21 protein-coding genes are annotated in these 25327 nt (G+C 61.5%); 10 read left to right on the top strand and 11 right to left on the bottom strand.

All coding sequences use genetic code 11. The annotated features are described in order from the left end of the window. Positions 1–24: 24 nt before the first annotated feature. The gene (gene metK, locus ATI14_RS04620) at positions 25–1215 is read right to left on the bottom strand and encodes a methionine adenosyltransferase (protein ID WP_016972902.1); all 1191 of its coding nucleotides are present in this window, start codon (positions 1213–1215) and stop codon (positions 25–27) included. A gap of 19 nt (positions 1216–1234) precedes the next feature. Next, positions 1235–2230 (bottom strand): ArsR/SmtB family transcription factor, encoded by a 996-nt coding sequence (locus ATI14_RS04615; RefSeq protein WP_016972901.1) that lies wholly within the window; start codon positions 2228–2230, stop codon positions 1235–1237. Between the two features lie 257 nt (positions 2231–2487). Here ATI14_RS04615 and tkt point away from each other — a divergent pair, with 257 nt between their 5' ends. The 6 genes from tkt (at position 2488) to fba (ending at position 8827) form a co-directional block, all read left to right on the top strand. Further along, the gene (gene tkt, locus ATI14_RS04610; protein ID WP_016972900.1) at positions 2488–4485 is read left to right on the top strand and encodes a transketolase; all 1998 of its coding nucleotides are present in this window, start codon (positions 2488–2490) and stop codon (positions 4483–4485) included. 138 nt (positions 4486–4623) lie between these two features. Further along, positions 4624–5679, top strand: a complete 1056-nt coding sequence (epd, locus tag ATI14_RS04605; RefSeq protein WP_016972899.1) for an erythrose-4-phosphate dehydrogenase — start codon at positions 4624–4626, stop codon at positions 5677–5679. Positions 5680–5696: 17 nt separating this feature from the next. Continuing rightward, complete coding sequence (locus ATI14_RS04600; protein WP_016972898.1) at positions 5697–6860, top strand: phosphoglycerate kinase; 1164 nt, start codon at positions 5697–5699, stop codon at positions 6858–6860. Between the two features lie 29 nt (positions 6861–6889). Then, on the top strand, positions 6890–7117 hold the full coding sequence (locus tag ATI14_RS04595; RefSeq protein WP_016972897.1) for a hypothetical protein: 228 nt from the start codon (positions 6890–6892) through the stop codon (positions 7115–7117). Between the two features lie 47 nt (positions 7118–7164). Continuing rightward, a complete protein-coding gene (locus ATI14_RS04590; RefSeq protein WP_031320176.1) occupies positions 7165–7497 on the top strand; it encodes an MliC family protein in 333 nt (110 codons plus the stop codon). 265 nt (positions 7498–7762) lie between these two features. Continuing rightward, positions 7763–8827 (top strand): class II fructose-bisphosphate aldolase, encoded by a 1065-nt coding sequence (gene fba / locus ATI14_RS04585; protein ID WP_003177554.1) that lies wholly within the window; start codon positions 7763–7765, stop codon positions 8825–8827. Positions 8828–9007: 180 nt separating this feature from the next. On the opposite strand, the gene ATI14_RS04580 is transcribed toward fba, so the two are convergent. Beyond that, complete coding sequence (locus ATI14_RS04580; protein ID WP_016972895.1) at positions 9008–9673, bottom strand: polysaccharide lyase family 7 protein; 666 nt, start codon at positions 9671–9673, stop codon at positions 9008–9010. A 310-nt stretch (positions 9674–9983) separates the two neighbouring features. Here ATI14_RS04580 and ATI14_RS04575 point away from each other — a divergent pair, with 310 nt between their 5' ends. The 3 genes from ATI14_RS04575 to ATI14_RS04565 are packed head-to-tail and all read left to right on the top strand — an operon-like array spanning position 9984 to position 12947. Beyond that, positions 9984–12089, top strand: a complete 2106-nt coding sequence (locus tag ATI14_RS04575) for a putative bifunctional diguanylate cyclase/phosphodiesterase (protein WP_016972894.1) — start codon at positions 9984–9986, stop codon at positions 12087–12089. Positions 12090–12130: 41 nt separating this feature from the next. Then, a complete protein-coding gene (locus tag ATI14_RS04570; RefSeq protein WP_016972893.1) occupies positions 12131–12631 on the top strand; it encodes a M48 metallopeptidase family protein in 501 nt (166 codons plus the stop codon). A 19-nt stretch (positions 12632–12650) separates the two neighbouring features. After that, the gene (locus tag ATI14_RS04565) at positions 12651–12947 is read left to right on the top strand and encodes a winged helix-turn-helix domain-containing protein (protein WP_016972892.1); all 297 of its coding nucleotides are present in this window, start codon (positions 12651–12653) and stop codon (positions 12945–12947) included. A gap of 104 nt (positions 12948–13051) precedes the next feature. Here the strand turns inward: ATI14_RS04565 and ATI14_RS04560 are convergent, their stop codons facing one another. Continuing rightward, a complete protein-coding gene (locus ATI14_RS04560) occupies positions 13052–13504 on the bottom strand; it encodes a GNAT family N-acetyltransferase (RefSeq protein ID WP_016972891.1) in 453 nt (150 codons plus the stop codon). A 201-nt stretch (positions 13505–13705) separates the two neighbouring features. Here ATI14_RS04560 and ATI14_RS04555 point away from each other — a divergent pair, with 201 nt between their 5' ends. Beyond that, the gene (locus ATI14_RS04555; RefSeq protein ID WP_016972890.1) at positions 13706–14443 is read left to right on the top strand and encodes a substrate-binding periplasmic protein; all 738 of its coding nucleotides are present in this window, start codon (positions 13706–13708) and stop codon (positions 14441–14443) included. A gap of 95 nt (positions 14444–14538) precedes the next feature. On the opposite strand, the gene yccS is transcribed toward ATI14_RS04555, so the two are convergent. The 7 genes from yccS to ATI14_RS04520 form a co-directional block, all read right to left on the bottom strand. Then, positions 14539–16722, bottom strand: coding sequence for a YccS family putative transporter (yccS, locus tag ATI14_RS04550; protein ID WP_080520145.1), 2184 nt, complete (start codon positions 16720–16722; stop codon positions 14539–14541). Between the two features lie 216 nt (positions 16723–16938). Beyond that, complete coding sequence (locus tag ATI14_RS04545) at positions 16939–18117, bottom strand: BaiN/RdsA family NAD(P)/FAD-dependent oxidoreductase (RefSeq protein ID WP_016972888.1); 1179 nt, start codon at positions 18115–18117, stop codon at positions 16939–16941. A gap of 147 nt (positions 18118–18264) precedes the next feature. Continuing rightward, on the bottom strand, positions 18265–19602 hold the full coding sequence (gene dbpA / locus ATI14_RS04540; protein WP_231124433.1) for an ATP-dependent RNA helicase DbpA: 1338 nt from the start codon (positions 19600–19602) through the stop codon (positions 18265–18267). 130 nt (positions 19603–19732) lie between these two features. Continuing rightward, positions 19733–21160 carry a multidrug transporter subunit MdtD gene (mdtD, locus tag ATI14_RS04535; RefSeq protein WP_016972886.1) on the bottom strand — a complete coding sequence of 476 codons (1428 nt, stop codon included), beginning with the start codon at positions 21158–21160 and terminating at the stop codon, positions 19733–19735. A 34-nt stretch (positions 21161–21194) separates the two neighbouring features. After that, a complete protein-coding gene (locus ATI14_RS04530) occupies positions 21195–22085 on the bottom strand; it encodes an alpha/beta fold hydrolase (protein WP_016972885.1) in 891 nt (296 codons plus the stop codon). Positions 22086–22413: 328 nt separating this feature from the next. After that, complete coding sequence (locus ATI14_RS04525) at positions 22414–23730, bottom strand: TldD/PmbA family protein (RefSeq protein ID WP_016972884.1); 1317 nt, start codon at positions 23728–23730, stop codon at positions 22414–22416. Beyond that, positions 23730–25172 (bottom strand): TldD/PmbA family protein, encoded by a 1443-nt coding sequence (locus ATI14_RS04520; protein WP_016972883.1) that lies wholly within the window; start codon positions 25170–25172, stop codon positions 23730–23732. Before ATI14_RS04520 ends, ATI14_RS04525 begins: the two co-directional genes overlap by 1 nt. Between the last annotated feature and the right edge of the window lie 155 nt (positions 25173–25327).

The following is a 25327-nucleotide window of genomic DNA, read 5'->3' as shown; positions in this document are numbered from 1 at the left end:
CGGGGCTTTGTGTACCGTGAGCGTTTACAGGCCGGCGGCGGTACGCAGGTCGTTGGCGCGGTCGGTTTTTTCCCAGGTGAACGTGGTGAAGGTGTCGTCGCCGACAGTCTTCTGCGCAGGGGTACGGCCGAAGTGGCCGTAGGCTGCGGTTTCCTGGTACATCGGGTGCAGCAGGTCGAGCATGGTAGTGATGGCGTACGGGCGCAGGTCGAAGATCTCACGCACCAGCTTGATGATCTTGTCATCGCTGATCTTGCCGGTGCCGAAGGTATTCAGCGAAATCGATGTAGGCTGGGCTACACCAATCGCGTAGGAAACCTGAATCTCGCAACGCTCAGCCAAGCCGGCCGCCACGATGTTCTTGGCCACGTAACGGCCGGCATAAGCCGCCGAACGGTCAACCTTGGACGGGTCTTTACCCGAGAAGGCGCCACCGCCGTGACGGGCCATGCCGCCGTAGCTGTCGACGATGATCTTGCGGCCGGTCAGGCCGCAGTCGCCCACCGGGCCGCCGATGATGAACTGGCCGGTCGGGTTGATGTGGAACTGGGTGTCTTTGGTCAGCAGTTCGGCAGGCAGCACGTGCTTGACGATCAACTCCATCACGCCTTCACGCAGATCGGCGTAGGAAACGTCCGGGTTGTGCTGGGTCGACAGCACGACCGCGTCGATGCCCACCACCTTGCCGCCATCGTAACGGCAGGTGACCTGGGACTTGGCGTCCGGACGCAACCACGGCAGCAGGCCGTTTTTACGGGCTTCGGCCTGGCGCTGCACCAACTGGTGGGAGAAGGTGATGGGGGCCGGCATCAGTACGTCGGTTTCGTTGCTGGCGTAGCCGAACATCAGGCCCTGGTCGCCGGCGCCCTGATCTTCAGGTTTGGCGCGGTCCACACCCTGGTTGATGTCGGGGGACTGCTTGCCGATGATGTTCATCACGCCGCAGGTCGCGCCGTCGAAGCCCACGTCGGAACTGTTGTAGCCGATGTCGGTGATCACATCACGGACGATCTGTTCCAGATCGACCCAGGCCGAAGTGGTCACTTCGCCAGCGATGATCGCTACACCGGTTTTCACCAGGGTCTCGCACGCCACGCGGGCGAACTTGTCTTGAGCAATGATGGCGTCCAGCACCGCATCAGAAATCTGGTCGGCGATTTTGTCCGGATGCCCTTCAGACACGGACTCGGAGGTGAAAAGGGAGTATTCGCTCATCTCGATGTTTTCCTGATATTTACCGATGGTGAGTGTCGCCAGCCGGTCGCTGAAAATGGCGGACCTGGATCTGGAAACCATTACGTAAACCTACATAGAGGCTTTCCCCGGGAACGAGTCCCGCAGCGGTGGCCCAACGGGCCAGATCGTCCTGTTCAAAACCCAACCAGAGATCACCGCAGGCCTCCCTGGCCCAATTCTGGTTGTGGCTGCATAAATCCGTAACCAGCAGGCTACCGCCGGGGTGCAGCAACCCGGCCATTTGCTTGAGGGCGTCGGCGGGGGCGGCGAAATGGTGCAAAACCATGTTCAGCACCACGCAGTCGGCCCGCAGGCTGGTGTCATTCAGGGCATCGGCCAACTGCAGGTTGACGTTGCCCAGTGCTTCACGCTCGCACAGCTGGCGCGCCAGTTCGAGCATCGCCGGGCTGTTGTCGAGCGCGGTGACCTGCTGAAAGCGGCGTGCCAGTTCCGGCAGAAAACCACCGTCGCCGGGGCCGACTTCCAGTGCGGTCGCCTCATCACTGAAGCTCAGCTTGTCGAGCAGCGCCAGTACGCTTTCGCGGTATTGGGGCAGCCCGGCGATCAGGTCCTGCTGGGCGCGAAACTTCTCGGCGACCCGTGAGAAAAAATCCTGGCTGGCGGCGGCGCGTTGCCCGTGGACCTGGCTGATGCGCGACTGCACGTCGCCCGGCAGGCTCAAGCCATCCACTTCTTCAAGCAGCGCAGCGTGCAATTTGCCGCCCAGCAGCTCGGTGTGGGGCAGGGCGCGACGGTAAAAGATCGCATTGCCTTCGCGGCGGGTGGCGACCAGGTCGGCCTGGGCCAAGACCTTTAAATGGTGGCTCATGCCGGACTGGCCGATGGCGAAAATTTGCGCCAGCTCCAGTACGCCGAAGGAGTCGTTGGCCAGTGCGCGCAATACGTTCAGGCGCAACGGATCGCCGGCGGCCTTGCACAAGGCTGCCAGGTCATCGCCGTCGTCGGGACGCAGGGAGGGCACGGGTAGGTTCATAAGGCCAGCAGTCTAGTGACGGGGGGAAAGCACCGCAAGGTCAATATCAAAAAGTTTTGATATTGGTCGATAATCGGTAGTTATAAGCAGCCGCTATAACTTTTAGACGAATGCGGGCAGGGTTTCTGCAGGCGATTGCGTTGCAATGCACAGGAAATCACCCTCAAGTGACTATCTGTCATTGCCCGCAGGCGGTGGCTGAGGGAAAATGCCGGTCCTTTTTTCCGTTTCTTTTATTCAACTCCAGGAGATCAGCGATGCCCAGCCGTCGTGAGCGTGCCAACGCTATTCGTGCCCTCAGCATGGATGCCGTGCAAAAAGCCAACAGCGGCCATCCCGGTGCCCCGATGGGCATGGCGGATATCGCCGAGGTGCTTTGGCGTGACTACCTGAAACACAACCCGAGCAACCCGTCGTTCGCCGACCGTGACCGCTTCGTGCTGTCCAACGGCCACGGCTCGATGCTGATCTATTCGCTGCTGCACCTGACCGGCTACGACGTCACCATCGACGACCTGAAAAGCTTCCGTCAGCTGCACAGCCGTACCCCGGGCCACCCGGAATTCGGCTACACCCCAGGCGTCGAGACCACCACCGGTCCCCTGGGCCAGGGCCTGGCCAACGCCGTTGGCTTCGCGCTGGCGGAGAAAGTCCTGGGCGCACAGTTCAACCGCCCCGGCCACGACATCGTCGACCACCACACCTACGTGTTCCTGGGTGATGGCTGCATGATGGAAGGCATTTCCCACGAAGTCGCCTCCCTGGCCGGTACCCTGGGCCTGGGCAAGCTGATTGCTTTCTACGATGACAACGGCATCTCCATCGACGGTGAAGTCGAAGGCTGGTTCACCGATGACACCCCCAAACGTTTCGAAGCCTACAACTGGCAGGTGATCCGCAACGTCGACGGTCACGACCCGGAAGAAATCAAGACCGCCATCGACACCGCCCGCAAGAGCGCGCAGCCGACCCTGATCTGCTGCAAGACCACCATCGGTTTCGGTTCGCCGAACAAGCAGGGCAAAGAAGACTGCCACGGCGCCCCGTTGGGTGACGCGGAAATCGCCCTGACCCGCGAAGCGTTGAAGTGGAACTACGGCCCGTTCGAAATTCCGGCTGATATTGCAGCCGAATGGGATGCCAAGGAAAAAGGCCTGGCGACCGAAGCCGAGTGGGACCAGCGTTTTGCTGCCTACTCCGCCGAATTCCCTGAGTTGGCCAATGAGTTGGTACGCCGCCTCGCCGGTGACCTGCCGGCCGACTTCTCGGAAAAAGCCTCGGCCTACATCGCCGAAGTCGCGGCCAAGGGCGAGACCATCGCCAGCCGTAAAGCCAGCCAGAACACCCTGAACGCTTTTGGCCCGCTGTTGCCGGAAATCCTCGGCGGTTCGGCCGACCTGGCCGGTTCCAACCTGACCCTGTGGAAAGGCTGCAAAGGCGTGTCGGCTGAAGACGCCAGCGGCAACTACATGTACTACGGCGTACGTGAGTTCGGCATGAGCGCCATCATGAACGGCGTATCCCTGCACGGCGGCCTGGTGCCTTACGGCGCGACCTTCCTGATGTTCATGGAATATGCGCGCAACGCCGTGCGCATGGCTGCGCTGATGAAGAAGCGTGTGATCCATGTGTACACCCACGACTCCATCGGCCTGGGCGAAGACGGCCCGACGCACCAGCCGGTCGAGCAATTGACCAGCCTGCGTACCACGCCGAACCTGGACACCTGGCGCCCGGCCGACGCGGTGGAATCCGCGGTGGCCTGGAAGCACGCCATCGAGCGCAAGGACGGCCCTTCGGCGCTGATCTTTTCGCGTCAGAACCTGCAGCACCAGGCGCGTACCGACGCGCAGATCGCCGACATCAGCCGTGGTGGTTATGTGCTGAAAGACTGCATCGGCGAGCCGGAGCTGATCCTGATCTCCACCGGTTCCGAAGTGGGCCTGACCGTTCAGGCGTACGACAAGCTGACCGCCCAGGGCCGCAACGTTCGCGTGGTGTCCATGCCTTGCACCAGCGTGTTCGAAGCCCAGGATGCCGGCTACAAGCAGTCGGTATTGCCATTGCAGGTCAGCGCGCGTATCGCCATCGAAGCGGCCCACGCCGACTACTGGTACAAGTACGTGGGCCTGGAAGGTCGCGTGATCGGCATGACCACCTACGGTGAGTCGGCGCCGGCGCCAGCCTTGTTTGAAGAATTCGGTTTCACCCTGGAAAACATCCTGGGTCAGGCTGAAGAGCTGCTGGAAGACTAAGTCAGTCTGCGTTGTGTGTACTGGCGCTATCGCGGGCAAGCCCGCTCCCACATTTGGATCGCGGTCTAATGTGGGAGCGGGCTTGCCCGCGATGGCGTCAGCACCTTCAACACTGAACGAACATTGATCGAGAACCCCATGCCTCAACCGCGTCCCTACAAAGTTGCACTCAACGGCTACGGCCGCATTGGTCGTTGCGTCTTGCGTGCTCTGTTCGAGCGAGGGGCGGCGGCCGGGTTTGAAATTGTCGCGATCAATGATCTGGCCGACATGGCCAGCATCGAATACCTGACACGCTTCGACTCCACCCACGGCCGCTTCCCCGGCGAAGTGCGGGTTGAGGGCGATTGTCTGCACATTAATGGCAACTGCGTGCAGGTCTTGCGCAGTGCCACCCCCGAAGGCATCGACTGGAAAGCGCTGGGCGTCGACCTGGTGCTGGAATGTTCCGGTGTCTACCACACCCGTGCCGATGGCCAGCGTTTTCTCGACGCCGGCGCGCCGCGTGTGCTGTTTTCCCAGCCGATGGCCAGCGAGGCGGATGTCGACGCCACCATCGTCTACGGCATCAACCAGGATTGCCTGACCGGCGATGAGCTGCTGGTGTCCAACGCCTCCTGCACCACCAACTGCAGCGTGCCGCTCTTGCGCCTGCTGGATCAGGCGATTGGCCTGGATTATGTGTCGATCACCACGATCCACTCGGCGATGAACGATCAGCCGGTGATCGACGCCTATCACCACGAAGACCTGCGCCGCACGCGTTCGGCGTTTCAGTCAGTGATTCCGGTGTCCACCGGCCTGGCGCGCGGCATTGAACGGCTTTTGCCGGAACTTGCCGGGCGAATCCAGGCCAAAGCCGTAAGGGTGCCGACGGTGAACGTGTCTTGCCTGGACATCACTATGCAGACCGTCAGCGACACCGACGCGACGGAGGTCAACCGGATTCTGCGCGACGCCGCCACCCGCGGCCCGCTCAAGGGGCTTTTGGCCTACACCGAGTTGCCCCACGCCAGTTGTGATTTCAACCACGACCCGCATTCGGCGATTGTCGATGCCAGCCAGACCCGCGTTTCCGGCCCCAGGCTGGTGAACATCCTGGCCTGGTTCGACAACGAATGGGGTTTTGCCAACCGCATGCTGGATGTTGCGGAACATTATCTGCACATCGCCTCTAAACAACCTCAACAGTAATTCAGGAACTGCGACCCATGACCGTGTTGAAGATGACCGACCTCGATCTGCAAGGTAAGCGCGTACTGATCCGCGAAGACCTCAACGTCCCAGTCAAGGACGGTGTTGTCACCAGCGATGCGCGAATCCTGGCCTCGCTGCCGACCATCAAGCTGGCCCTGGAAAAAGGCGCGGCCGTGATGGTCTGCTCCCACCTGGGTCGCCCGACCGAAGGTGAGTTCTCCGCCGAAAACAGCCTCAAGCCCGTAGCCGACTACCTCAGCAAAGCCCTGGGCCGTGACGTGCCGCTGGTGGCTGACTATCTGGGCGGCGTTGACGTGAAAGCCGGCGACGTCGTGCTGTTCGAAAACGTGCGCTTCAACAAGGGCGAGAAAAAGAACAGCGACGAACTGGCCCAGCAATACGCTGCGCTGTGCGACGTGTTCGTGATGGACGCCTTCGGCACCGCCCACCGCGCTGAAGGCTCGACCCACGGCGTGGCCAAATTCGCCAAGGTTGCTGCGGCTGGCCCGTTGCTGGCGGCTGAGCTGGATGCACTGGGCAAGGCGCTGGGCGCTCCAGCCCAACCGATGGCAGCCATCGTGGCCGGCTCCAAGGTATCCACCAAGCTGGACGTGCTCAACAGCCTGAGCCAGATCTGCAATCAGTTGATCGTCGGCGGCGGCATCGCCAACACCTTCCTGGCTGCAGCCGGTCACCCGGTGGGCAAGTCCCTGTACGAGCCGGACCTGCTCGACACCGCCCGCGCCATCGCCGCCAAAGTCAGCGTGCCGCTGCCGGTAGACGTGGTGGTTGCCAAGGAATTTGCCGAAAGCGCCGAAGCCACCGTCAAGCTGATCGCCGATGTGGCGGCCGACGACATGATTCTGGACATCGGCCCGCAAACCGCAGCCAACTTCGCCGAACTGCTGAAAGCCTCCCGGACCATCCTGTGGAACGGCCCGGTGGGCGTGTTTGAGTTCGACCAGTTCGGCAACGGCACCAAAGTACTGGCCAAAGCGATCGCAGAAAGCTCGGCGTTCTCCATTGCCGGCGGTGGCGACACCCTGGCCGCCATCGATAAATATGGCGTTGCCGAGCAAATCTCCTACATTTCTACCGGTGGCGGCGCATTCCTGGAGTTCGTCGAAGGCAAAGTCCTGCCAGCCGTTGAAGTGTTGGAAACCCGAGCCAAAGGCTAAGGCTCGTGATCCGGAAAAGGAGCATTCCCATGATCAAGTCGTTGGCACTGGTGATCGCGGCGGGCCTGTTGGCCGGTTGCGGCAGCACGTCAAGCGCGGTGCCCGAGGCCGAAAAGCCCGGGCCTGCGCAGAAAAAAGGTTGCTACCAGGCCGACTGGCAAGCCGAGACCATGCCGGTGATCAACAAGCGCATCGGTAACGAGCGCCTGGAGAAATACGACGCCGCGCCCAACGGTCAGGAACAGGGTTGCCCTTGACGGGTCTGATCAACTGGCGGCTTTGGGCCGCCCTGCGAGGTTTGGCAATGAAAGGCGTTTTCGCCCTGGCAGCCGCGGCCCTGTTGGCCGGCTGCAGCAGCATGAACATGTTCAACAAGGCAGAGCCTGCCGACAAGTGGACCACCTGGACCTGCGACAGCAAGGCTGAGGTCAACTGGCGCTTTGCTAATCAGGCCAAATCCGAGGTGGATGTACGCCTCGGCGGTTCCGACCAGGTTTATCGCCTGAAGCAGGAAGTTGCCGCTTCGGGCGTGCTGTATAGCGACGGCCAATTGGCGTTTCACACAAAAGGTGAGGAAGGCCTGGTTTACTGGGTGGCCACAGACGATTTGATTGGGCGGGGCTGTAAAGCTCAATAGTGAGGTCTCTGAAGATCAAGTGTGGGAGCTGGCTTGCCTGCGATGGCGGTGGGTCAGCAAAACACATTTCGACTGGTTCGCCGCCATCGCAGGCAAGCCATCTCCCACATTGATCTGCTTCACCGTGGCATTTGCACTTCGCCACACCAGCAATAACGATTCAGCAGCGCAAGCCTTAACCCCTTGATCTGCAATAACTTGAATAGCAGCCGCCGCTACGGCAGGCTTGCACGATTAACGACCCTCGACCGGGAGAGACAACACAATGGCACTTATCAGCATGCGTCAAATGCTGGACCACGCAGCCGAGTTCGGCTACGGCGTCCCAGCCTTTAACGTCAACAACCTTGAGCAGATGCGCGCCATCATGGAAGCCGCTGACAAGACCGACTCCCCCGTGATCGTCCAGGCTTCGGCCGGTGCCCGCAAATATGCCGGCGCGCCGTTCCTGCGTCACCTGATCCTCGCCGCCATCGAAGAATTCCCGCACATCCCGGTGTGCATGCACCAGGACCACGGCACCAGCCCTGACGTGTGCCAGCGTTCCATCCAACTGGGCTTCAGCTCGGTGATGATGGACGGCTCCCTTGGCGAAGACGGCAAGACTCCGACCGACTACGAGTACAACGTACGCGTGACCCAACAAACCGTGGCCATGGCTCACGCCTGCGGCGTGTCGGTTGAAGGCGAGCTGGGCTGCCTGGGTTCCCTGGAAACCGGCATGGCCGGCGAAGAAGACGGTATCGGCGCTGAAGGCGTGCTGGATCACAGCCAAATGCTGACCGACCCGGAAGAAGCCGCTGACTTCGTGAAAAAAACCCAAGTTGACGCCCTGGCTATCGCCATCGGCACCAGCCACGGCGCCTACAAGTTCACCAAGCCACCGACCGGCGACGTGCTGGCCATCGACCGCATCAAGGAAATCCACAAACGCATCCCGAACACCCACCTGGTGATGCACGGTTCTTCCTCGGTCCCGCAAGAGTGGCTGGCGATCATCAACCAGTACGGCGGCGACATCAAAGAAACCTACGGCGTACCGGTTGAAGAAATCGTCGAAGGCATCAAGTACGGCGTGCGCAAGGTCAACATCGACACTGACCTGCGTCTGGCGTCCACCGGCGCCATGCGTCGCCTGATGGCCACCAACCCGAGCGAATTCGACCCGCGTAAATTCTTCGGCGCCACCGTGACCGCCATGCGTGATGTGTGTATCGCTCGCTACGAAGCTTTCGGCACTGCCGGCAACGCTTCGAAGATCAAGCCGATCTCGCTGGAAGCGATGTACCAGCGTTACCTGAAAGGTGAGTTGAACGCCAAGGTGAACTAAGCCTCAGCGTTTTAAAAAGAAGCCCGCAGCGATGCGGGCTTTTTTGTGGGCGATGCCTCGAACACGCCAAACCCCTGTGGGAGCCGGGCTTGCCCGCGATGACGGGGTATCAGTCACCGAATGTATCGACTGAGAGTCGGCCATCGCGGGCAAGTCCGGCTCCCACAGGTTACGAGTCGCTTACTCATGATCAATATCGAGCTTGGCAAACGTCACCCGCGCGCCTTCCTTGCTGTTGCCGCTGTTGTCCTGCACGTACACCCCCGCCTTGAAATACAGCTGCCGGGCGCCCCACGCCGCGCCGATGCGTTCGTTCCATTCGCCATCGGCGGCATACACGCTGAGCAGCCCGGCCTTGTTGAGGTTGATCACGTAGGTGAAGCTCTTTTCCAGCGGCACATTGGACGCCACGGTGATCACGCGGCCTTCGCCGTCATCCGGGTGCATGCGGACTTTGACGACGATGTTGCCGGTCTGGGTCTTCTCCTTGAATTGGTATTCGAGTTTGATCAGGGGTTTTTGGCTGTCGTAGGCGTGAATCTGTCCGATCACGACCTTGCCCGTGGAGGGCACCTGGTTGACGGTCAGGGTGGCGCGCAGAAAGTTGTCGGCGTCGGGGTAAGCCCAGTTGCGCAGGCGCCCGTCGGCGTAGGTTTCGCGCAGTTCGCTGCGCGGGTAGATGGCGTTTTCGGTGCGGGTGCCGGTCACCGGGGTCCAGAATTGCACGTTGCTGCCTTCGGCCTGGAAATACTGGTCCTTGAAGCCGCTCATCAATTTTGGCGTGTTGATGGTCGCGGGCGGCGAGCCGACGGGAATGCTCAGGTTCCAGGTGGAAAGGTCGATCATGGCGTTGGCCTTTTACAGAGGGTGAAAGCTTTGGCCCGGGGGCCTTACAGGTTCTTTATAGGCGGTGCTCGTCCGGTTGTTAAACAATTGCTGGCAATTTATTGGCGTCAGAGGAATGCCAAAAAGCCATGTTTCGCGCACGGCGGGGCTTGTGGGGCTTGACCGTTAGTCGGCTGCCTCGGCTTTGGCGCAATGATGGCACCCACTTCACTTCTGCTTTTTTGGAACCGGGGCTAGAGTGAGGCCTCAGTGTTTGTCCGGTCTTTTTATCAGAAGTGACCGGTGCAGTTTCTTAAGGAAGAGACGTAGCATGGATGGCGCCCCACACCACGGCGATGGCAGTTCGGTTCTTTTGGTGGTTGATGACTACCCGGAAAACCTGATTAGCATGCGCGCGCTTCTGCAGCGGGAAGACTGGCGGGTGATCACCGCCGCTTCCGGGCTGGAAGCCCTGGAATTACTGCTGGCCCACGAAGTCGACCTGGTGCTGCTGGATGTACGCATGCCCGGCATGGACGGTTTTGAAGTGGCGCGCCTGATGCGCGGCAGCCAGCGCACACGCATGACCCCGATTATCTTTCTCACGGCCAATGCCCAATCGCCCGCCGCCGTGCAGGAAGGCTACGCCAGCGGCGCCGTCGATTACCTGTTCAAGCCGTTTGACCCCAATATCCTCAAGCCCAAGGTCCAGGCGTTGCTGGAGCACCAGCGCAATCGCCGGGCTTTGCAGCGCCTGAGCCATGACCTGGAATCCGCCCGCGCCTTCAATGCGTCGGTGCTGGACAACGCCGCCGAAGGGATTTTGGTGGTGGGCGAGGGCAGTGTGATCGAGTACGCCAACCCGGCTATTTCGCGGCTGCTCAATGCCACCATGGCCGAGTTGCAGGGCGAGAGTTTCCTGAGCTTCCTGCAAAAACCCCATGTGCCGGCCTGGCTGAGCTTTCCGATGTACGAGGCCTACCGCAAAGGGGAAACATGGCGCCAGCACGACGCCATTTTGCGCACCGGGCGTGGCCAGCAGGTGCCGGTGGCCTTGTCCAGCGCGCCCTTGCCCGCCGAGCAGAAGGCCATGGTGGTGACGGTGCTGGATATGTCCGAGGTGCGTCATCTGCATCAGCAACTGGAATTCCAGGCCGTGACGGACCCGCTAACCGGGCTGTTGAACCGGCGGGGTTTCCATCAGGCCGTGGAAAACACCTTGTTGCGCAGTGAGCGCAACGAGCAATCACTGGTGTTGCTGTACCTGGACCTCGATGGTTTCAAACGGGTCAACGACTCACTGGGCCATGACGCCGGCGACCGGGTGTTGCGCTGGGTCTCGGAGCAGATGCAGGCGTGTTTGCGCTCCTACGACATTCTCGGGCGCATGGGCGGCGACGAATTTACCGCACTGTTGGAGCTGGAATTTCCCGAGCAGGCGGCGAAGATTTCGGAAAAACTGATCGAACGGGTGTCGGTGTGCCAGCAGGTCGACGGCCTGGAAGTGATGCTCGGCGTGAGCATCGGCATCGCCACGTTCCCGGATTGCGGCTCCGATTTGAACGGCTTGCTGCGTGCAGCCGACATCGCCATGTACGAAGCCAAGCGCGCGGGGCGCCAGCAATATCGCTATTACGATCAGGAAATGAATGGCCGCGCGCGTTCGCGGCTGATGCTCGAAGACAGCGTGCGCACGGCAATCCAGAACAAGGATTTCACCCTGGTCTATCAGCCACAGGTCTCGCTGGAGGATGGGCGCTTGCGCGGCGTAGAGGCGCTGTTGCGCTGGCAGCACCCCAGTGTTGGCGATGTGCCGCCAGGGCTGTTTTTACCCTTGCTGGAAGAGGCACGGTTGATCAGCCAGTTGAGCACCTGGATCTACCAGCAGGCCGCCGCTCAGCGTCAGGCGTGGAAAGCCAATTTTGAAGAAGAACTGGTGTTGAGCGTGAGCCTGAGCAGCAGCCAGTTCAATATGCCCAACCTGGCCACTCAACTGCAGCAGGTGCTTGAGCGACATGGGTTGCACGGTCGGCAACTGGAGGTGGAAATCGGCGAAGACTGCCTGATGAGCAACCTTGAGGAGTCGGCCAAGCAGCTCAAGTTGCTGCGCCAGATCGGCATCCGCATTGCGCTGGATGACTTCGGTTGCGGCCAGTGTTCCCTGGCCCACCTGCGAGACCTGGCGTTCGACACACTCAAACTGGACCCGCAACTGGTCGCGCGTCTGCCTGGCTCGGCAAAGGATGCCGCAATGGCGCGCAGCATCATTCAACTGTGCGGGCATTTCGATGTGCTGGTGATTGCTGAAGGTGTGGAAACCCAGGAGCAGACACGCTGGCTCAAGGCCAATGGCTGTTCGTTTGTTCAGGGGCCGTGGGCGGCGCAGCCGTTGATGGCAGACGAGATGCTCGCGTGGTCGCACCCCCGTCTGCTTTGAATTCGCTACACTGGCGGCCACCCGAATCTGTTGCAGACCCCATGACCACGCTGAAATACCTCCAGGCCTATCCCGCCGCGCTTCAGGAGCAAGTGCGCCAATTGATCGCCAAAGACCAGTTGGGCGCTTACCTGGAACAACGTTACCCCGAGCGCCACGGGGTGCAGAGCGACAAGGCCTTGTACAGCTACGCCCTGGCCTTGAAGCAGGAACACCTGCGCAACGCGCCGGCCATCGACAAGGTACTGTTCGACAACCGCCTGGACCTGACCCATCGCGCCCTGGGCCTGCACACCACGATTTCGCGGGTGCAGGGCGGCAACCTCAAAGCCAAGAAAGAGATTCGCATCGCCTCATTGTTCAAGGAGGCGGCGCCGGAGTTTTTGCGCATGATCGTGGTGCACGAGCTGGCGCACTTCAAGGAATCGGACCACAACAAGGCCTTCTACAAACTCTGCGAATACATGATGCCGGGCTACCACCAGGTGGAATTCGACCTGCGGGTGTACCTCACGTACCGCGATTTGCAGTGCAAGCCCTAACCACAACAGGCGACCCACCATGGAAGTGAGCAAGACCAAAAGCAGTTTTTACCGCCGTCTGTATGTGGCGTATTTGATCGACAGCCAGCAGGCCAGCAGCGTCCCGGCGCTGACCGACGTCACCGGCATGCCACGACGCACGGCGCAGGACACGATTGCGGCGCTGGCGGATCTGGATATCGTGTGTGAGTTTGAGCAGGAAGACGGTGCCCGCAACCACGCGGGGCATTATCGGATTCGCAGTTGGGGGGCGATTGATCGGCGGTGGATCGAGGCGAATCTGCTGGTGATCAAGCAGGTGTTGGGCTATCCCTGAATAAGAGGGGTGACGGGTATGGCCCCATCGCAGGCAAGCCAGCTCCCACACTTGAAGTATTCGCAAATCAAACTGTGGGAGCTGGCTTGCCTGCGATGGCGTATTCAGGCCCGACGCATACCAATATGTGGAATGTCATCCTCCAGGTATTCCTCACCCGCCACCCCAAACCCGTACTGCCCGTAATAGCCCTGCAAGTGCGCCTGGGCTGACAGAAAAATCGGAGTCTGCGGCCAGATATCCTCGATGCGCTTGAGCGCTTCTTCCATCATCTGATGCCCCAGCCCGGTACCACGCGCCACCGGCGCCACGATCACCCGGCCAATCACTACGTCGCCGCCCTGGGTTTCCGGGTCCAGCAGGCGCAGGTAGGCCACCAGTTCGTCGTTGTGCCAGGCCATCAGGTGATGGGTGTCGCTCGACAGGTCCTGCCCGTCGAGGTCCTGGTACACGCATTTCTGCTCGACGACGAAAACCTCGTTGCGTAGGCGCAAAATCGCGTACAGCTGCTCTTTGCCCAAGTCATTGTGATGTTTGCAGACCCAGTCGACCGTCATGGTGTGTTCTCTTGTTTAAGTGGCTGAACCGGATAGTAAGCGCGACGGGCGGTGCTGTCTAAAAAGTGCATTTTTTGTGAATGGCGTCAATTTGCCATCATTCAGTGCGGGCACCGCCGGCGTGTTTGTGTAATCTGCAATGCAGGCTCATTGATGAGCTACTGTTATCAGGCCATCGCCTGCCCGCCAAGGACTTTGAGCATGCCGCGATTTTCTCGTGCCGTTGCTTTGATCGTAGCGTTATTGCTGGCCCAGCCTGCCTTTGCACAACGCCTGCGGCTGGTCGCGGATGCATGGCCGCCCTTTACCGACTCCACACTGGTCAATGGCGGGCTGGCCACCGATATCGTGACTACGGCGCTGGCCCGCGCGGGCTATGCCAGCGATTTCGAGCAGGTGCCCTGGGCGCGCGCGTTGATGGGCGTGGGCGATGGTCGCTACGATGTGCTGGTCAACGCGTGGTACGACGAATCACGCACGCAGTTGGGGCAATTTTCCGGCGAGTACTTGCTCAACCGCGTGCGTTTTATCAAGCGCCGTGACGACCCCATCGACTACACAAACCTTGAACAGCTGCACGACGAATCCATTGCCGTGGTGCGCGGCTATGCCTATTCGGCGCCTTTTGACCAGGACACGCTGCTGAATAAAGTACCGGTGCATAACTTCGCCATGGCCGTGCGCATGCTCGCGGCGCAGCGTGTGCGGCTGACCCTTGAAGATGAGTATGTCGCCCGCTATTACCTGGCGCGTGAGTCGCCCAGGGTGCGCAACTCGGTGGAGTTTCTGGGCAAGCCGTTGAGCGAGAACAGCCTGCATATTCTGGTCAGTCTGAAGAACCCCGAGCATGAGCGAATTGTCGCCAGCTTCGATCGGGAAATTGCCAGGATGAAGGCGGATGGCAGTTATGCGCGGTTGATGAAGGCGCATGGGATGTAGGGTTCTTCAGGCCTCCATCGCGGGCAAGCCAGCTCCCACACGTTTGATTTGTGAACACTTTCAAGTGTGGGAGCTGGCTTGCCTGCGATGACGGCCTAAGCCTCGCTGGTATCCTTGATCAAATGCGCCGCCAGTGTGCGCAACGGCCCCAACTGCCGGCAAATCAACGCCAACTGGGTCTGCACCAGCCGCTGCCCTTCATCGATCTCGTCCGGCATCTGCTCAAGGTCCGCCGCCAGGGCTTCTTCGGCATCACTCTGAATCGCAATCGGCTGCTTGTTTGCCAACCCCGTGGCGATTTCATCAATGCTCGCCGCCAGTGAGTTCCCGGCGCCGTCGATCAAATGCTTACGCACCTCGGCCGGCAATTGCGTCTCGCGGTGCGCACCCAGCCCTGACAAATAACTGAGCAGGGTGTGCGACAGCACCAGAAAGCGGAAGCCCACGTCGGCTTCCTTACGGAAATGCCCCGGCTCCATCAGCATGTTGGCCAGCGTGGTGGACAGCGCCGCGTCGGCGTTGTGAGCGTTGCGCCGTGCCAGGCGATAGGCCAGGTCGTCGCTCTTGCCGGCGGCGTACTGCTGCATGATCTGGCGCAGGTAAATGCTGTTGCACGTCAGGGTGTTGGCCAGCACTTTGTTCAGGCGCCGGCCTTGCCAGTCCGGCAGGAACAGGAACACCGCCAGGCCCGCAATCAGGCTGCCGAGCAAGGTATCGAGCAGGCGCGGCACAAACAGCCCGTAGCCGTCGCCCACCTGGTTGAAGCAGAACAGCACCATCAAGGTGATCGCCGCCGTGGCCAGGGTGTAGCGCGTGGTGCGGTTGATAAAGAACACCAGGCCGGCGGCGATGGCGAACATCGATTGCACCAGCGGGCTGGGGAACAGGTCGAACAGCGCCCAGGCCACGGTCAGGCCGATGGCGGTGCCGATAATCCGCTGGCCCAGCTTACGCCGCGTGGCGCCGTAGTTCGGCTGGCACACGAACAGGGTGGTGAGGATGATCCAGTAGCCTTGGGACGGGTGGATCAGGTGCACCATCCAATAGCCGATCATCAGCGCCAGCGGCAAGCGCAGGGCGTGGCGGAACAGCAAGGACGTCGGCGTCAGTTGGGTGCGCAGGCGCGTCCACATTTCGCCGAGGTTGCGGGGTGCACGGTCGAGCAGGCTGCTGTCGGTGGCATCGGCCAGGGCGTCAGGGTTGCTCGCGTCGCCCAGCAGGCGGTCGAGGGTCGACAGGTTGGCCGCCAGCGCCCGCAAGGAGCGCAGCAGGCCGCGCCACGCCGGGTTGCTCTGGATGCGCAGGTGTTCCAGCGACGCGTTCAGGTCGCCGAGCGCTTCGGCGAAACTGTCGTCATAGATGAAGGGCTGGCGCAGCTGGATCGACTCGGCCAGCGCCTGGCAGGCCTTGCCTTGCTGGCGCAACAGGCGCTGGCAGCGGAACAGCACGTCGCTGTGGAAGAAGGCTTCGGCCAGCGCGTTGTAAGGGTAGTGGGAGGAACTGGCGCGCTCGTGGATGTCCTGCGCGAGGAAATACAGCTTCAGGTAACGACTGACCTTCGAACCCGGCCGACCATTGCCGACGCGGTGCAGGATGATTTCCTTCGCCGCATTCAGTGCCGCAACGACACGGCCATTTTGCTGGGCCAATTCCAGGCGCCGGGCTTCCACATCCAGCTGGCGGATCGGCTCGAACAATGAAGACTTGAGCTTGAGGTAGCGCCCCAACTCGCGAAACAGGCGCGCCAGGCTCTGCTGCACCGGCTGATTGGAAAACAGCGCCTGCCACAGCACCGACAGCACGCCATACCAGGCGGCGCCGGCCACCAGCAGCAGCGGCTCATGCCAGAAATCGGTGACGGCGCCACCGCGCTGGTCCACACCGATCATGGTGTACACCGACAGAATCAGCGTCGCCGAGGCAATCGCACCATAACGTTCGCCCAGGGCGCCGAGCATGGTCAGGCAAAAACTCGCCAGGGCCAGGGCGATCGCGAAGATCCAGGGGTAGGGGAACAACAATTCGACCGACAGCGCGGCAACGCTGAAACACACCAGCGTTACCGCCAAGGCATTCAGGCGGCCTTGCCAGCTGTCATCGGTCTCGGCCAGGGCGCTGGCGATAATCCCCAGAAACAATGGGATCAGCAGCGTCATTTCATCTTGATACCAGCACAGCGCCATGCTGCCGGTGAGGGCGATGAATACCCGTACGCTGTAACTGAATTTATCCAGCGCCCACAGGCGCCGCATGGACTGCTTGAACGAGGTCGATGACATGAAGTCTGGAGTCTTCCGGGACGATGCCGCTAAATTGAGCCAGTAATGACGTCACGGCAAGCGTGGCGATCACATCTGGCAGCAAAATTTTGGATGATCGTTCCCACGCTCTGCGTGGGAATGCCGCCATGGACGCTCTGCGTCCGCTCTTGGGACGCGGAGCGTCCCGGGATGCATGCCCACGCAGAGCGTGGGAACGATCAACGAGTGCATCCATCAGATGTATTGCGCAGCGGCGTAGCCCGAAGCCCAGGCCCACTGGAAGTTGAACCCACCCAGGTGACCGGTCACATCCAGCACTTCGCCGATAAAGTACAAGCCCGGGCTTTTCAGCGATTCCATGGTCTTGGACGACACTTCCCGCGTGTCCACGCCACCCAGCGTTACTTCGGCGGTGCGATAGCCTTCAGTGCCCGCCGGCACCAGTTGCCAACTGCCCAGTTTCTGCGCGATATCAGCGATTTCGGCGTGGGTGTATTGCTTCATCGGCTTGGACACAAACCAGGTTTCGGCCAGCAGGTTGGCCATTTTCTTGGTGAATATCTCGCCCAGCAGGGTTTTCAGCTCGCTGTTCGGGCGCTCGGCCTGCTGCTGTTGCAGCCAGGTGTGGGCGTCGTGGTCGGGCAGCAGGTTGATTTCCACCGTGTCGCCGGTTTCCCAGTAAGAGGAAATCTGCAGGATCGCCGGGCCGCTGAGGCCGCGGTGGGTAAACAGGATGTTTTCGCGAAAACTCTGACCGTTGCAGCTGACCAGGCAGTCCACCGAGGTGCCGGACAGCTCGCCGCACAGGTCTTTGAGCTGATCGGTGATGGTGAACGGCACCAGCCCGGCGCGGGTCGGCAGCAGCTCGTGGCCGAATTGCCTGGCCACCTGATAACCGAAGCCGGTGGCGCCCAGGGTCGGAATCGACAGGCCGCCGGTGGCGATCACCAGGGATTCGCAGCGCAGCTCACCCAGGGTGGTCTGCAACTGATAGCCAGCGTCGATCTTGGCGATTTCCTGGATTGAAGTGTCCAGGTGCAGGCTGACGCCGGTCTGGATGCATTCGTCGAGCAGCATGCCGAGGATGTCGCTGGACTTGTTGTCGCAGAACAGCTGGCCGAGTTTCTTCTCGTGGTACGGCACGCCGTGTTTGGCCACCAGCCCGATGAAGTCCCACTGGGTGTAGCGCGCCAGCGCGGATTTGCAGAAGTGCGCATTGTGCGAGAGGAAGTTGGCGGGCTCGGTGTACATGTTGGTGAAATTGCAGCGGCCACCGCCCGACATCAGGATCTTCTTGCCGGCCTTGTTGGCGTGGTCGATCAACATCACCTTGCGCCCACGCCCGGCGGCGGTCAGTGCGCACATCAAGCCTGCGGCGCCGGCGCCAATGATCACAACTTCGGTCGAGCGCAAAGCAATGTCCTCACAAAAACTTAATATGAAATGCAATCAAATGTGGGAGCTGGCTTGCCTGCGATAGCGGCGGTGAATTCACCATCGCTATCGCAGGCAAGCCAGCTCCCACATTGATTCGGTTCCCACAGTAAATATGTGGGGTTCTTACAGGATGCGAACGCGCAACGAACGGCCCTTGATCTTGCCGTCGTTCAAACGCTGCAACGCCTGCTTGGCGATTCCGCGTTCCACGGCCACGAAGGCCTGGAAGTCAAAGATCGCGATCTTGCCCACTTGGGCCCCCGGAATCCCGGCTTCGCCAGTCAGCGCGCCGAGGATGTCGCCCGGACGCACCTTGTCTTTACGGCCGGCGGCGATGCACAGCGTGCTCATCTGCGGCAGCAACGGGCCACCGCTCTGCGGCTTGAGGTTGTCCAGTTGGTCCCAGTTCAGCGGGGTTTTCTGCAGTTGTTCGATGGCCTGGGCGCGGTGCGCTTCGGACGGCGCCACCAGGCTGATGGCGAGGCCGGTCTCACCGGCGCGGCCAGTACGGCCCACGCGGTGAATGTGGATTTCCGAATCGCGGGCCAGTTCGACGTTGATCACCATGTCCAGCGAGTCAATGTCCAGGCCACGGGCGGCCACGTCGGTGGCTACCAGCACCGAGGTGCTGCGGTTGGCGAACATCGCCAACACCTGGTCGCGGTCGCGCTGTTCCAGGTCGCCATGCAGGCCGACGGCGGAAATGCCTTTGGCCGTCAGGTGATCCACGGTTTCCTGCACTTGCTGCTTGGTAAAGCAGAACGCTACGCAGGAGGCCGGGCGGAAGTGCGCCAAGACCTTGGTCACTGCGTCCATGCGCTCTTCCGGCGAGATCTCGTAGAAACGCTGCTCGATCTGGTCATCGGAGTGGAACGCTTCGGCCTTCACCTGTTGCGGCGCGCGCATGAACTTGGACGCCAACTGCTTGATGCTCACCGGGTAGGTGGCCGAGAACAGCAGGGTCTGGCGGCGCGGCGGGGTCTTGCTGATGATGTCTTCGATGGCATCGTAGAAGCCCATGTCGAGCATGCGGTCGGCTTCGTCGAGGATCAGCGTGTTCAAACCGTCGAGTACCAGCGAGCCCTTGCGCAGGTGCTGCTGGATGCGGCCCGGGGTGCCGACGATCACGTGGGCGCCATGTTCCAGCGAGGCGATCTGCGGGCCGAGGGACACGCCGCCGCACAGGGTCAGTACCTTGATGTTGTCTTCGGCACGGGCCAGGCGGCGGATTTCCTTGGCGACCTGGTCGGCCAGCTCACGGGTCGGGCACATCACCAGGGCCTGGCAGCCGAAGTAGCGCGGGTTGATCGGGTTCAACAGGCCGATGCCGAAGGCGGCAGTCTTGCCGCTGCCGGTCTTGGCCTGGGCAATCAGGTCCAGCCCCTTGAGGATCACCGGCAAGCTTTGCGCCTGGATCTGCGTCATCTCGACGTAACCCAGCGAGTCGAGGTTAGCCAGCATGGCGGCGGACAGGGGCAAAGTATTAAAAGCGGTGGCGATGGTAGTCACGGGACTGGCTCTGCAAAACAAAATGTTGCGCAGTGTACCAGCCCCGCAGGGTTTTCCCCGCAAGTTCTAGACGGGAAGCCGGTTAATGCTCCAGATCGTGCTCGCGGTTGATCACCCGTTTGCCGTCGGTAGGCGACAGTTGCAGGAAGATCGCCGCCGCCAGCATCGCCATGATGCCCACCGTAAGGAAGGTCAGCTGGAAGGCACCCAGCACCGTGCTTACGCCGTCGTTGCCGGCTTCAGCGGTAAACCCGCCGAGCAGCGCACCGGCGCAAGCCACGCCCAGGCTCAGGGACAATTGCGCCACCACCGAGAGCAAACTGTTGCCGCTGCTGGCCTGGGCGTCGTCAAGATCGATCAGGGTGACGGTGTTCATGGCGGTAAATTGCAGGGAGTTGATCGCGCCCAATATCGCCAGCATGCACAACAGCAGCGGGTAGGGCGTGTGTTCGCTGACCAGGCCCATGCTGGCGAGCATGATGCCCAGGAACAGCGTGTTGCCGGTCAGCACGATGCGGTAGCCCAAGCGCTCGATCAGGGTGCGGGCGATGGACTTGGCGAACATCGCCGCCGCCGCCAGCGGCAACATGCTCATGCCGGCTTCCGACGGCGAATAGCCCAGCGCCACCTGCAACAGCAAGGGCACCAGAAACGGCAGGGCGCCGCTGCCCAGTCGCGCGAACAGGTTGCCGAGGATACCCACGGCAAAGGTGCGGGTCTTGAACAGCACCGGCGAAAACAGCGGGTTGTCGATATGCCCGGCGCGCAGCCAGTACGCCGCCAGGCACGCCAGCCCGCCGAACAGCAACAACATCACCCGCAGGTGCGGCAGGTGCAGTTCGCCCAGGCCTTCCATGGCGATGGTGATCAACACCATCGCCGCGCCAAACAGCACAAAGCCCATGCTGTCGAACCGCGTGCGCTCGCTGCCGCGCAGGTCGGGGATGAGTTTCCACACGGCGTAGCAGCCGACCATGCCCACCGGCAGGTTGATCAGGAAGATCCAGTGCCAAGTCAGGTATTGCACCATCCAGCCGCCCATGGTCGGGCCGAGCAGGGGGCCGAGCAGGCCGGGAATGGTGATGAAACCCATGATGCGCACCAGTTCGGAGCGCGGGTAAGCCCGTAGCACGACAAGCCGCCCGACCGGCAGCATCAACGCGCCGCCCAAACCCTGGATGACCCGCGCACCCACCAACATCGTCAAGCTGCTGGACAGCGCGCACAGCAGCGAGCCAATGCTGAACAGCATGATTGCGCCGAAAAAGATCTTCTTGGTGCCGAAGCGGTCGGCCACCCAGCCCGAGGCCGGGATCAGCAAGGCGACGGTGAGCATGTAGGCGATCACCACCCCTTGCATGCGCAGCGGGTTTTCCGCGAGGTCCCGGGCCATGGCCGGCAGTGCCGTGTTCAGAATCGTCCCGTCCAGCGACTGCATGAAGAAGGCAATCGCCACCACCCAGGGCAGCCAGCGGGCGGTCTTGGCGTCGAGCGGGGCGCGATTCGGCATGTGAACCCTTTTGTTAGCAGGCTATGTGTCGCGATTATGCGCCATCCGTCGCTCCTTTTCCCACAGGCGGTTCGTCTAAATCTGACAACTTTGCGTGCTTGCCCACCAGGAAATCCAGCAAGGCGCGGTGCACCGACAGCGCGGCTTCGCGAGACTCCAGGTCCAGCAAATGGCCAGTGTGCTCGGCCACAGAAAAACTGCTGCGGCCCACGTACTGTTTGAACAGCAGCGCATCGGCGGCAGGGGTGTATTCGTCGAGCGTGCCATTGAGGAAATGCACCGGGGTTTCAATTTGCCTGAGCGCCGGCAGGTAGTTGCCATCGCCCAGGCCCAGCACCTGGTGAATATGAAAGCGCGCCTGGCGGTACTCGGTGGTGGCCATGTTCGACAGGTGGCGGTGGTTATTGCGCTTGAGGCGTGGCGACAGGTATTTGCCCACTGTTTCGTTGAGCAGGTGGCCGACGGCGGATTTGTCATCGGCCTCGATCAGCACGCGCACCCGTTCCACGTAGTCGAGCATGGCCTGGTTGAGGTTGGGCGCGAGGGCCATCACTACCGAGCTTTCGATGGAGGGCGGGTTGTGGGCCAGGGTCAGCAGCGTTGAGATGCCGCCCCAGGAGGCCGACACCAGGTGGTTAACCTCGAAGCGCTCCACCAGCGCGCGAAGGATTTGGACTTCGTCGTCCTTGGTCACCAGGTCGAGGTCGGTATTGTGCTCGCGCGAGTAGCCGGAGAACGGCAGGTCGAACAGCAACACATTGAAATGCTCGGCCAGGCACTTGCTGGTACGGGCAAATGAGCGAGTGGTAGACAGCGCCCCGTTGACCAACAGGACGGTCTTTTTAGTCGGGTCGTTGCCCAGTCTCTCGATGTGAACGTTGTAGTGCTTGAACAGCTTTTCAATGACAAAACTTCCATGGTTCATGTCAACGCTCCAACTTGCCCACTCCGAGGCAAGGTCGTGCACACGTGCGCGCACGTGGGTGATATGGCGGGATGCCACTAACCCTTATAACGAGGTTTTTTACAGGCGACAACCGGCCGCTTGCGCGGGCAGAGAAGAAGAGAAAGGGCGGTAGGACTGGGAGGGACAACGATGTATGAATGCGGCGAGAACCCCTGTGGGAGCGGGCTTGTGTGGGAGCTGGCTTGCCTGCGATGGCATCACCCCAGCGTGACTGATACACCTCGGTGCCTGCATCGCGGGCAAGCCCGGCTCCCTCACAAGCCGGTTGCCACATTGTCGGGTGTGTTTACAACGTGAGGGTGAGGCGTTTTACCAATGCGCCCGGCAACAGGTTTGAGGCGGTATTGCGCTGGCTATACGTACTCGCCGACAGCAGCAACTCCCGTTCAGCCGTCAGCGCCTCCAGTTGTGAACCGAGCAGGCTGTACACACTGTCATCAAACCGCATGGTGCTGACCGGTGCTTTGATCTCGCCGTTTTCCACCCAAAACGTGGCAAAGCGGGTCATGCCGGTCAACCGGGCCGCTGGCAGGTCGGAGTAGTTCAGGTACCACAGGTTGCTGATGTACAGCCCGGTGCCCAGTTGCTTGAGGATATCGGCCTGGGCGAGGCTGCCCGGCGCCACTTGCAGGGCACTCGGGGATTCATCGCTGCTGGCGCCGTTGGTGCTCAGGCCGTATTCGGCGGCACTGCGCGAGTTGATCAACTGCCCCTCGGCCTTGCCCTCCTTGATCAGCGTCACATCCCCGCGCGGGTAACCCTCGGTGGAAAACGCCTGGCTGAGGGAGCCGCTGATCTGCTCGCTGACGGTGACCAGCGGACTCAACGATTGCTCATCCGCATACAGCTTTTGCAGCGAGCTGCCTTTGCTGGCGATGGCCTGGGCAGAAAAACCGCCCCAAGTGATGATGCTGATGATTTCTTCCAGCGCCGCCGGGGCCAGGTAGGCGCGGTATTGCCCCGGCGCCAGCGTGTGCAGCGGGCGGCCGAGGAATTCCAGCTGTTCGCGGGCTTGCTGGAAGCGTGCGGCGAACTCGGCGCTGTTCCAGGTGTGCCCGGCGTAGCTGGCTTTCACCGCCTCGCCGTTGGCGTGGAACAGACTGAAATCAAAGTTGAAACTGTTGGCGCGGTGCCAGCCGAAGGCGCCGTCCGAGCTGGCAAAACCACGGGTGATCGGGCCGGCAGCGTAGAAGCCGACCAGGTCCACGCCGTCGGCGGCGCGGCTGATGTCTTCCAGTACCTGAGCCAGTTCCGGCAAGGGGCGGGTCTGTTCGTTATTGCTCTGCCAGGCGTTGTGGTTCAGTAGCAGGTACGGGTCCTGCGGCAGCAACGGCAGGGTTTCGCGCAGTTGCTGCAGGCCATCGGCCAGGCGTTGGCGATCCAGTTCCGGCTCGCCGGACAAGGTAATGCCCAGGTCGGCGTGGCGGCCGTCGTCGATCAGTTTCAGATTCAGGCTGGCCTGTTGCACCTGCCCGGCCTGGCGCACCTGGCCATGGTTGAAACGCACGAATTCGGACGCCTCATCGGCGTAGCCCAGGTGAAATTTTTCCTTGTCGGTGACAGCCTCTTTGAGCCAGTCCACCAGTGCCTTGAAGTTATTCATCAGGCCTCTCCCCCAAATACGTCGACATGGCTGAACACACAGGCGGGCGAGGCATGGCCCACGCGGATCACCTGGTTCGGCTCACCCTTGCCGCAGTTCGGCGTGCCCAGCACCTTGAAGGTGCTGGCGTCACCGACCGCGCTGAGGTTGCGCCAGAACTGCGCGGAAATCGCCCGGTAGTTGGGGTTTTTCACCACGCCCTTGAGCTCGCCGTTTTCGATCAACTGACCCCATTCGCAGCCGAACTGGAATTTGTTGCGCGCATCGTCGATGGACCACGACCGGTTGGTGGACATCAGAATGCCGTTTTCGATGCCGCCAATCAGTTGCGGCAGGCTCTTGTCGCCGGCTTCGATATTCAGGTTGGCCATGCGGTCGATCGGCGGGCGGTTCCAGCTGCAGGCGCGGCTGTTGGCCACGCCGCTCATGCCCGAACGGAATTGCGACAGCGCACCGCCCAGCGGCTTGAGCAGCAGCCCTTCGCGGATCAGGAATTGCTTGCTCGCCGGGGTGCCTTCGTCGTCATGGCCATAGCTGGCGAGTTGTTCCGGAATGTCCGGGTCGAAGGTCACGTTGAGCAAAGGCGAGCCGTATTGCAGGTGGCCGAAGTCGCTGGCTTTCACAAAGCTGGTACCGGCGTAATTGCGCTCGTCACCGAGAATGCGGTCCAGCTCCAGCGGGTGACCGATGGATTCGTGGATCTGCAGGATCATCTGGTCAGGCATCAGCAGCAGGTCGCGCGGGCCGTTGGGGGTGTTCGGCGCGAGCAGCAGTTGCAGGGCTTCATCGGCGATGCGCGGCGCGGCACCGATCAGGCCGAAGCGGTTGATCACGTCAAAGCCGCCTTGCTGGCCGAAGTTGCTGCCGCCCAGGGTGCGGGTCTGGCTGTCATTGCCGTCGTACGCGGTGACGTTGACGCCGGGGAACACGAAACGCTGGGCCTGACGCAATTCGGCGCCGGCGTTGTTGAGGTAGATCTGTTCGACGTGGGTCAGGCCCAGGCTGACTTCCCAGCTCACCAGGCGCTCGTCCTTGGGCACGGCGGCGGACTCGCTGCCGAGCAATTGGTAGCAGTCGCTCAGGGACGGGAAGGGTTGGTCGAGGTCGGGCGACAGGTAGTCGGCGACGTCGCCGGATACGTGCTGCGTTTGCAGGTCGAGCAGCGCGTGAGGCTTGATCAGCCGGGCCTGCGCTTCGGCACGTTCGAGAGCGGCTTGCAGGCCGGCCAGGGAAATGTCGTTGGTGGCGGCATAGGCTTCCACGCCATTGAGGCGCACGGTGAGCATGGCGCCTTCATCGTGGTTCAGGTGCGGTGGTTCGGCGACGTTTTTGCGCACCGACAGGTACTGGCCGGATTCGCGCACATAACGCAGGGAAAAGAATTCGGCACGGGTGCGCAGGGCGCTGAAGTGCTGTTTGAGTGTGGCGTGTTTGTCGAACATGGGGCCTTCCTTGTGGGCGGCTCGGTGCGGGCAGGCAGACAGAGTAGCTGAACAAGGAGGGGTTTTGCATTGGCGGGTCGGGCCTCATCGCGGGCAAGCCCGCTCCCACATGTTGAAGGTGTTCACACATCAACTGTGGGAGCTGGCTTGCCTGC

This window comes from Pseudomonas tolaasii NCPPB 2192 (assembly GCF_002813445.1).
Lineage (GTDB): Bacteria > Pseudomonadota > Gammaproteobacteria > Pseudomonadales > Pseudomonadaceae > Aquipseudomonas > Aquipseudomonas tolaasii.
This window is presented reverse-complemented; position numbering and strand designations above follow the sequence as displayed.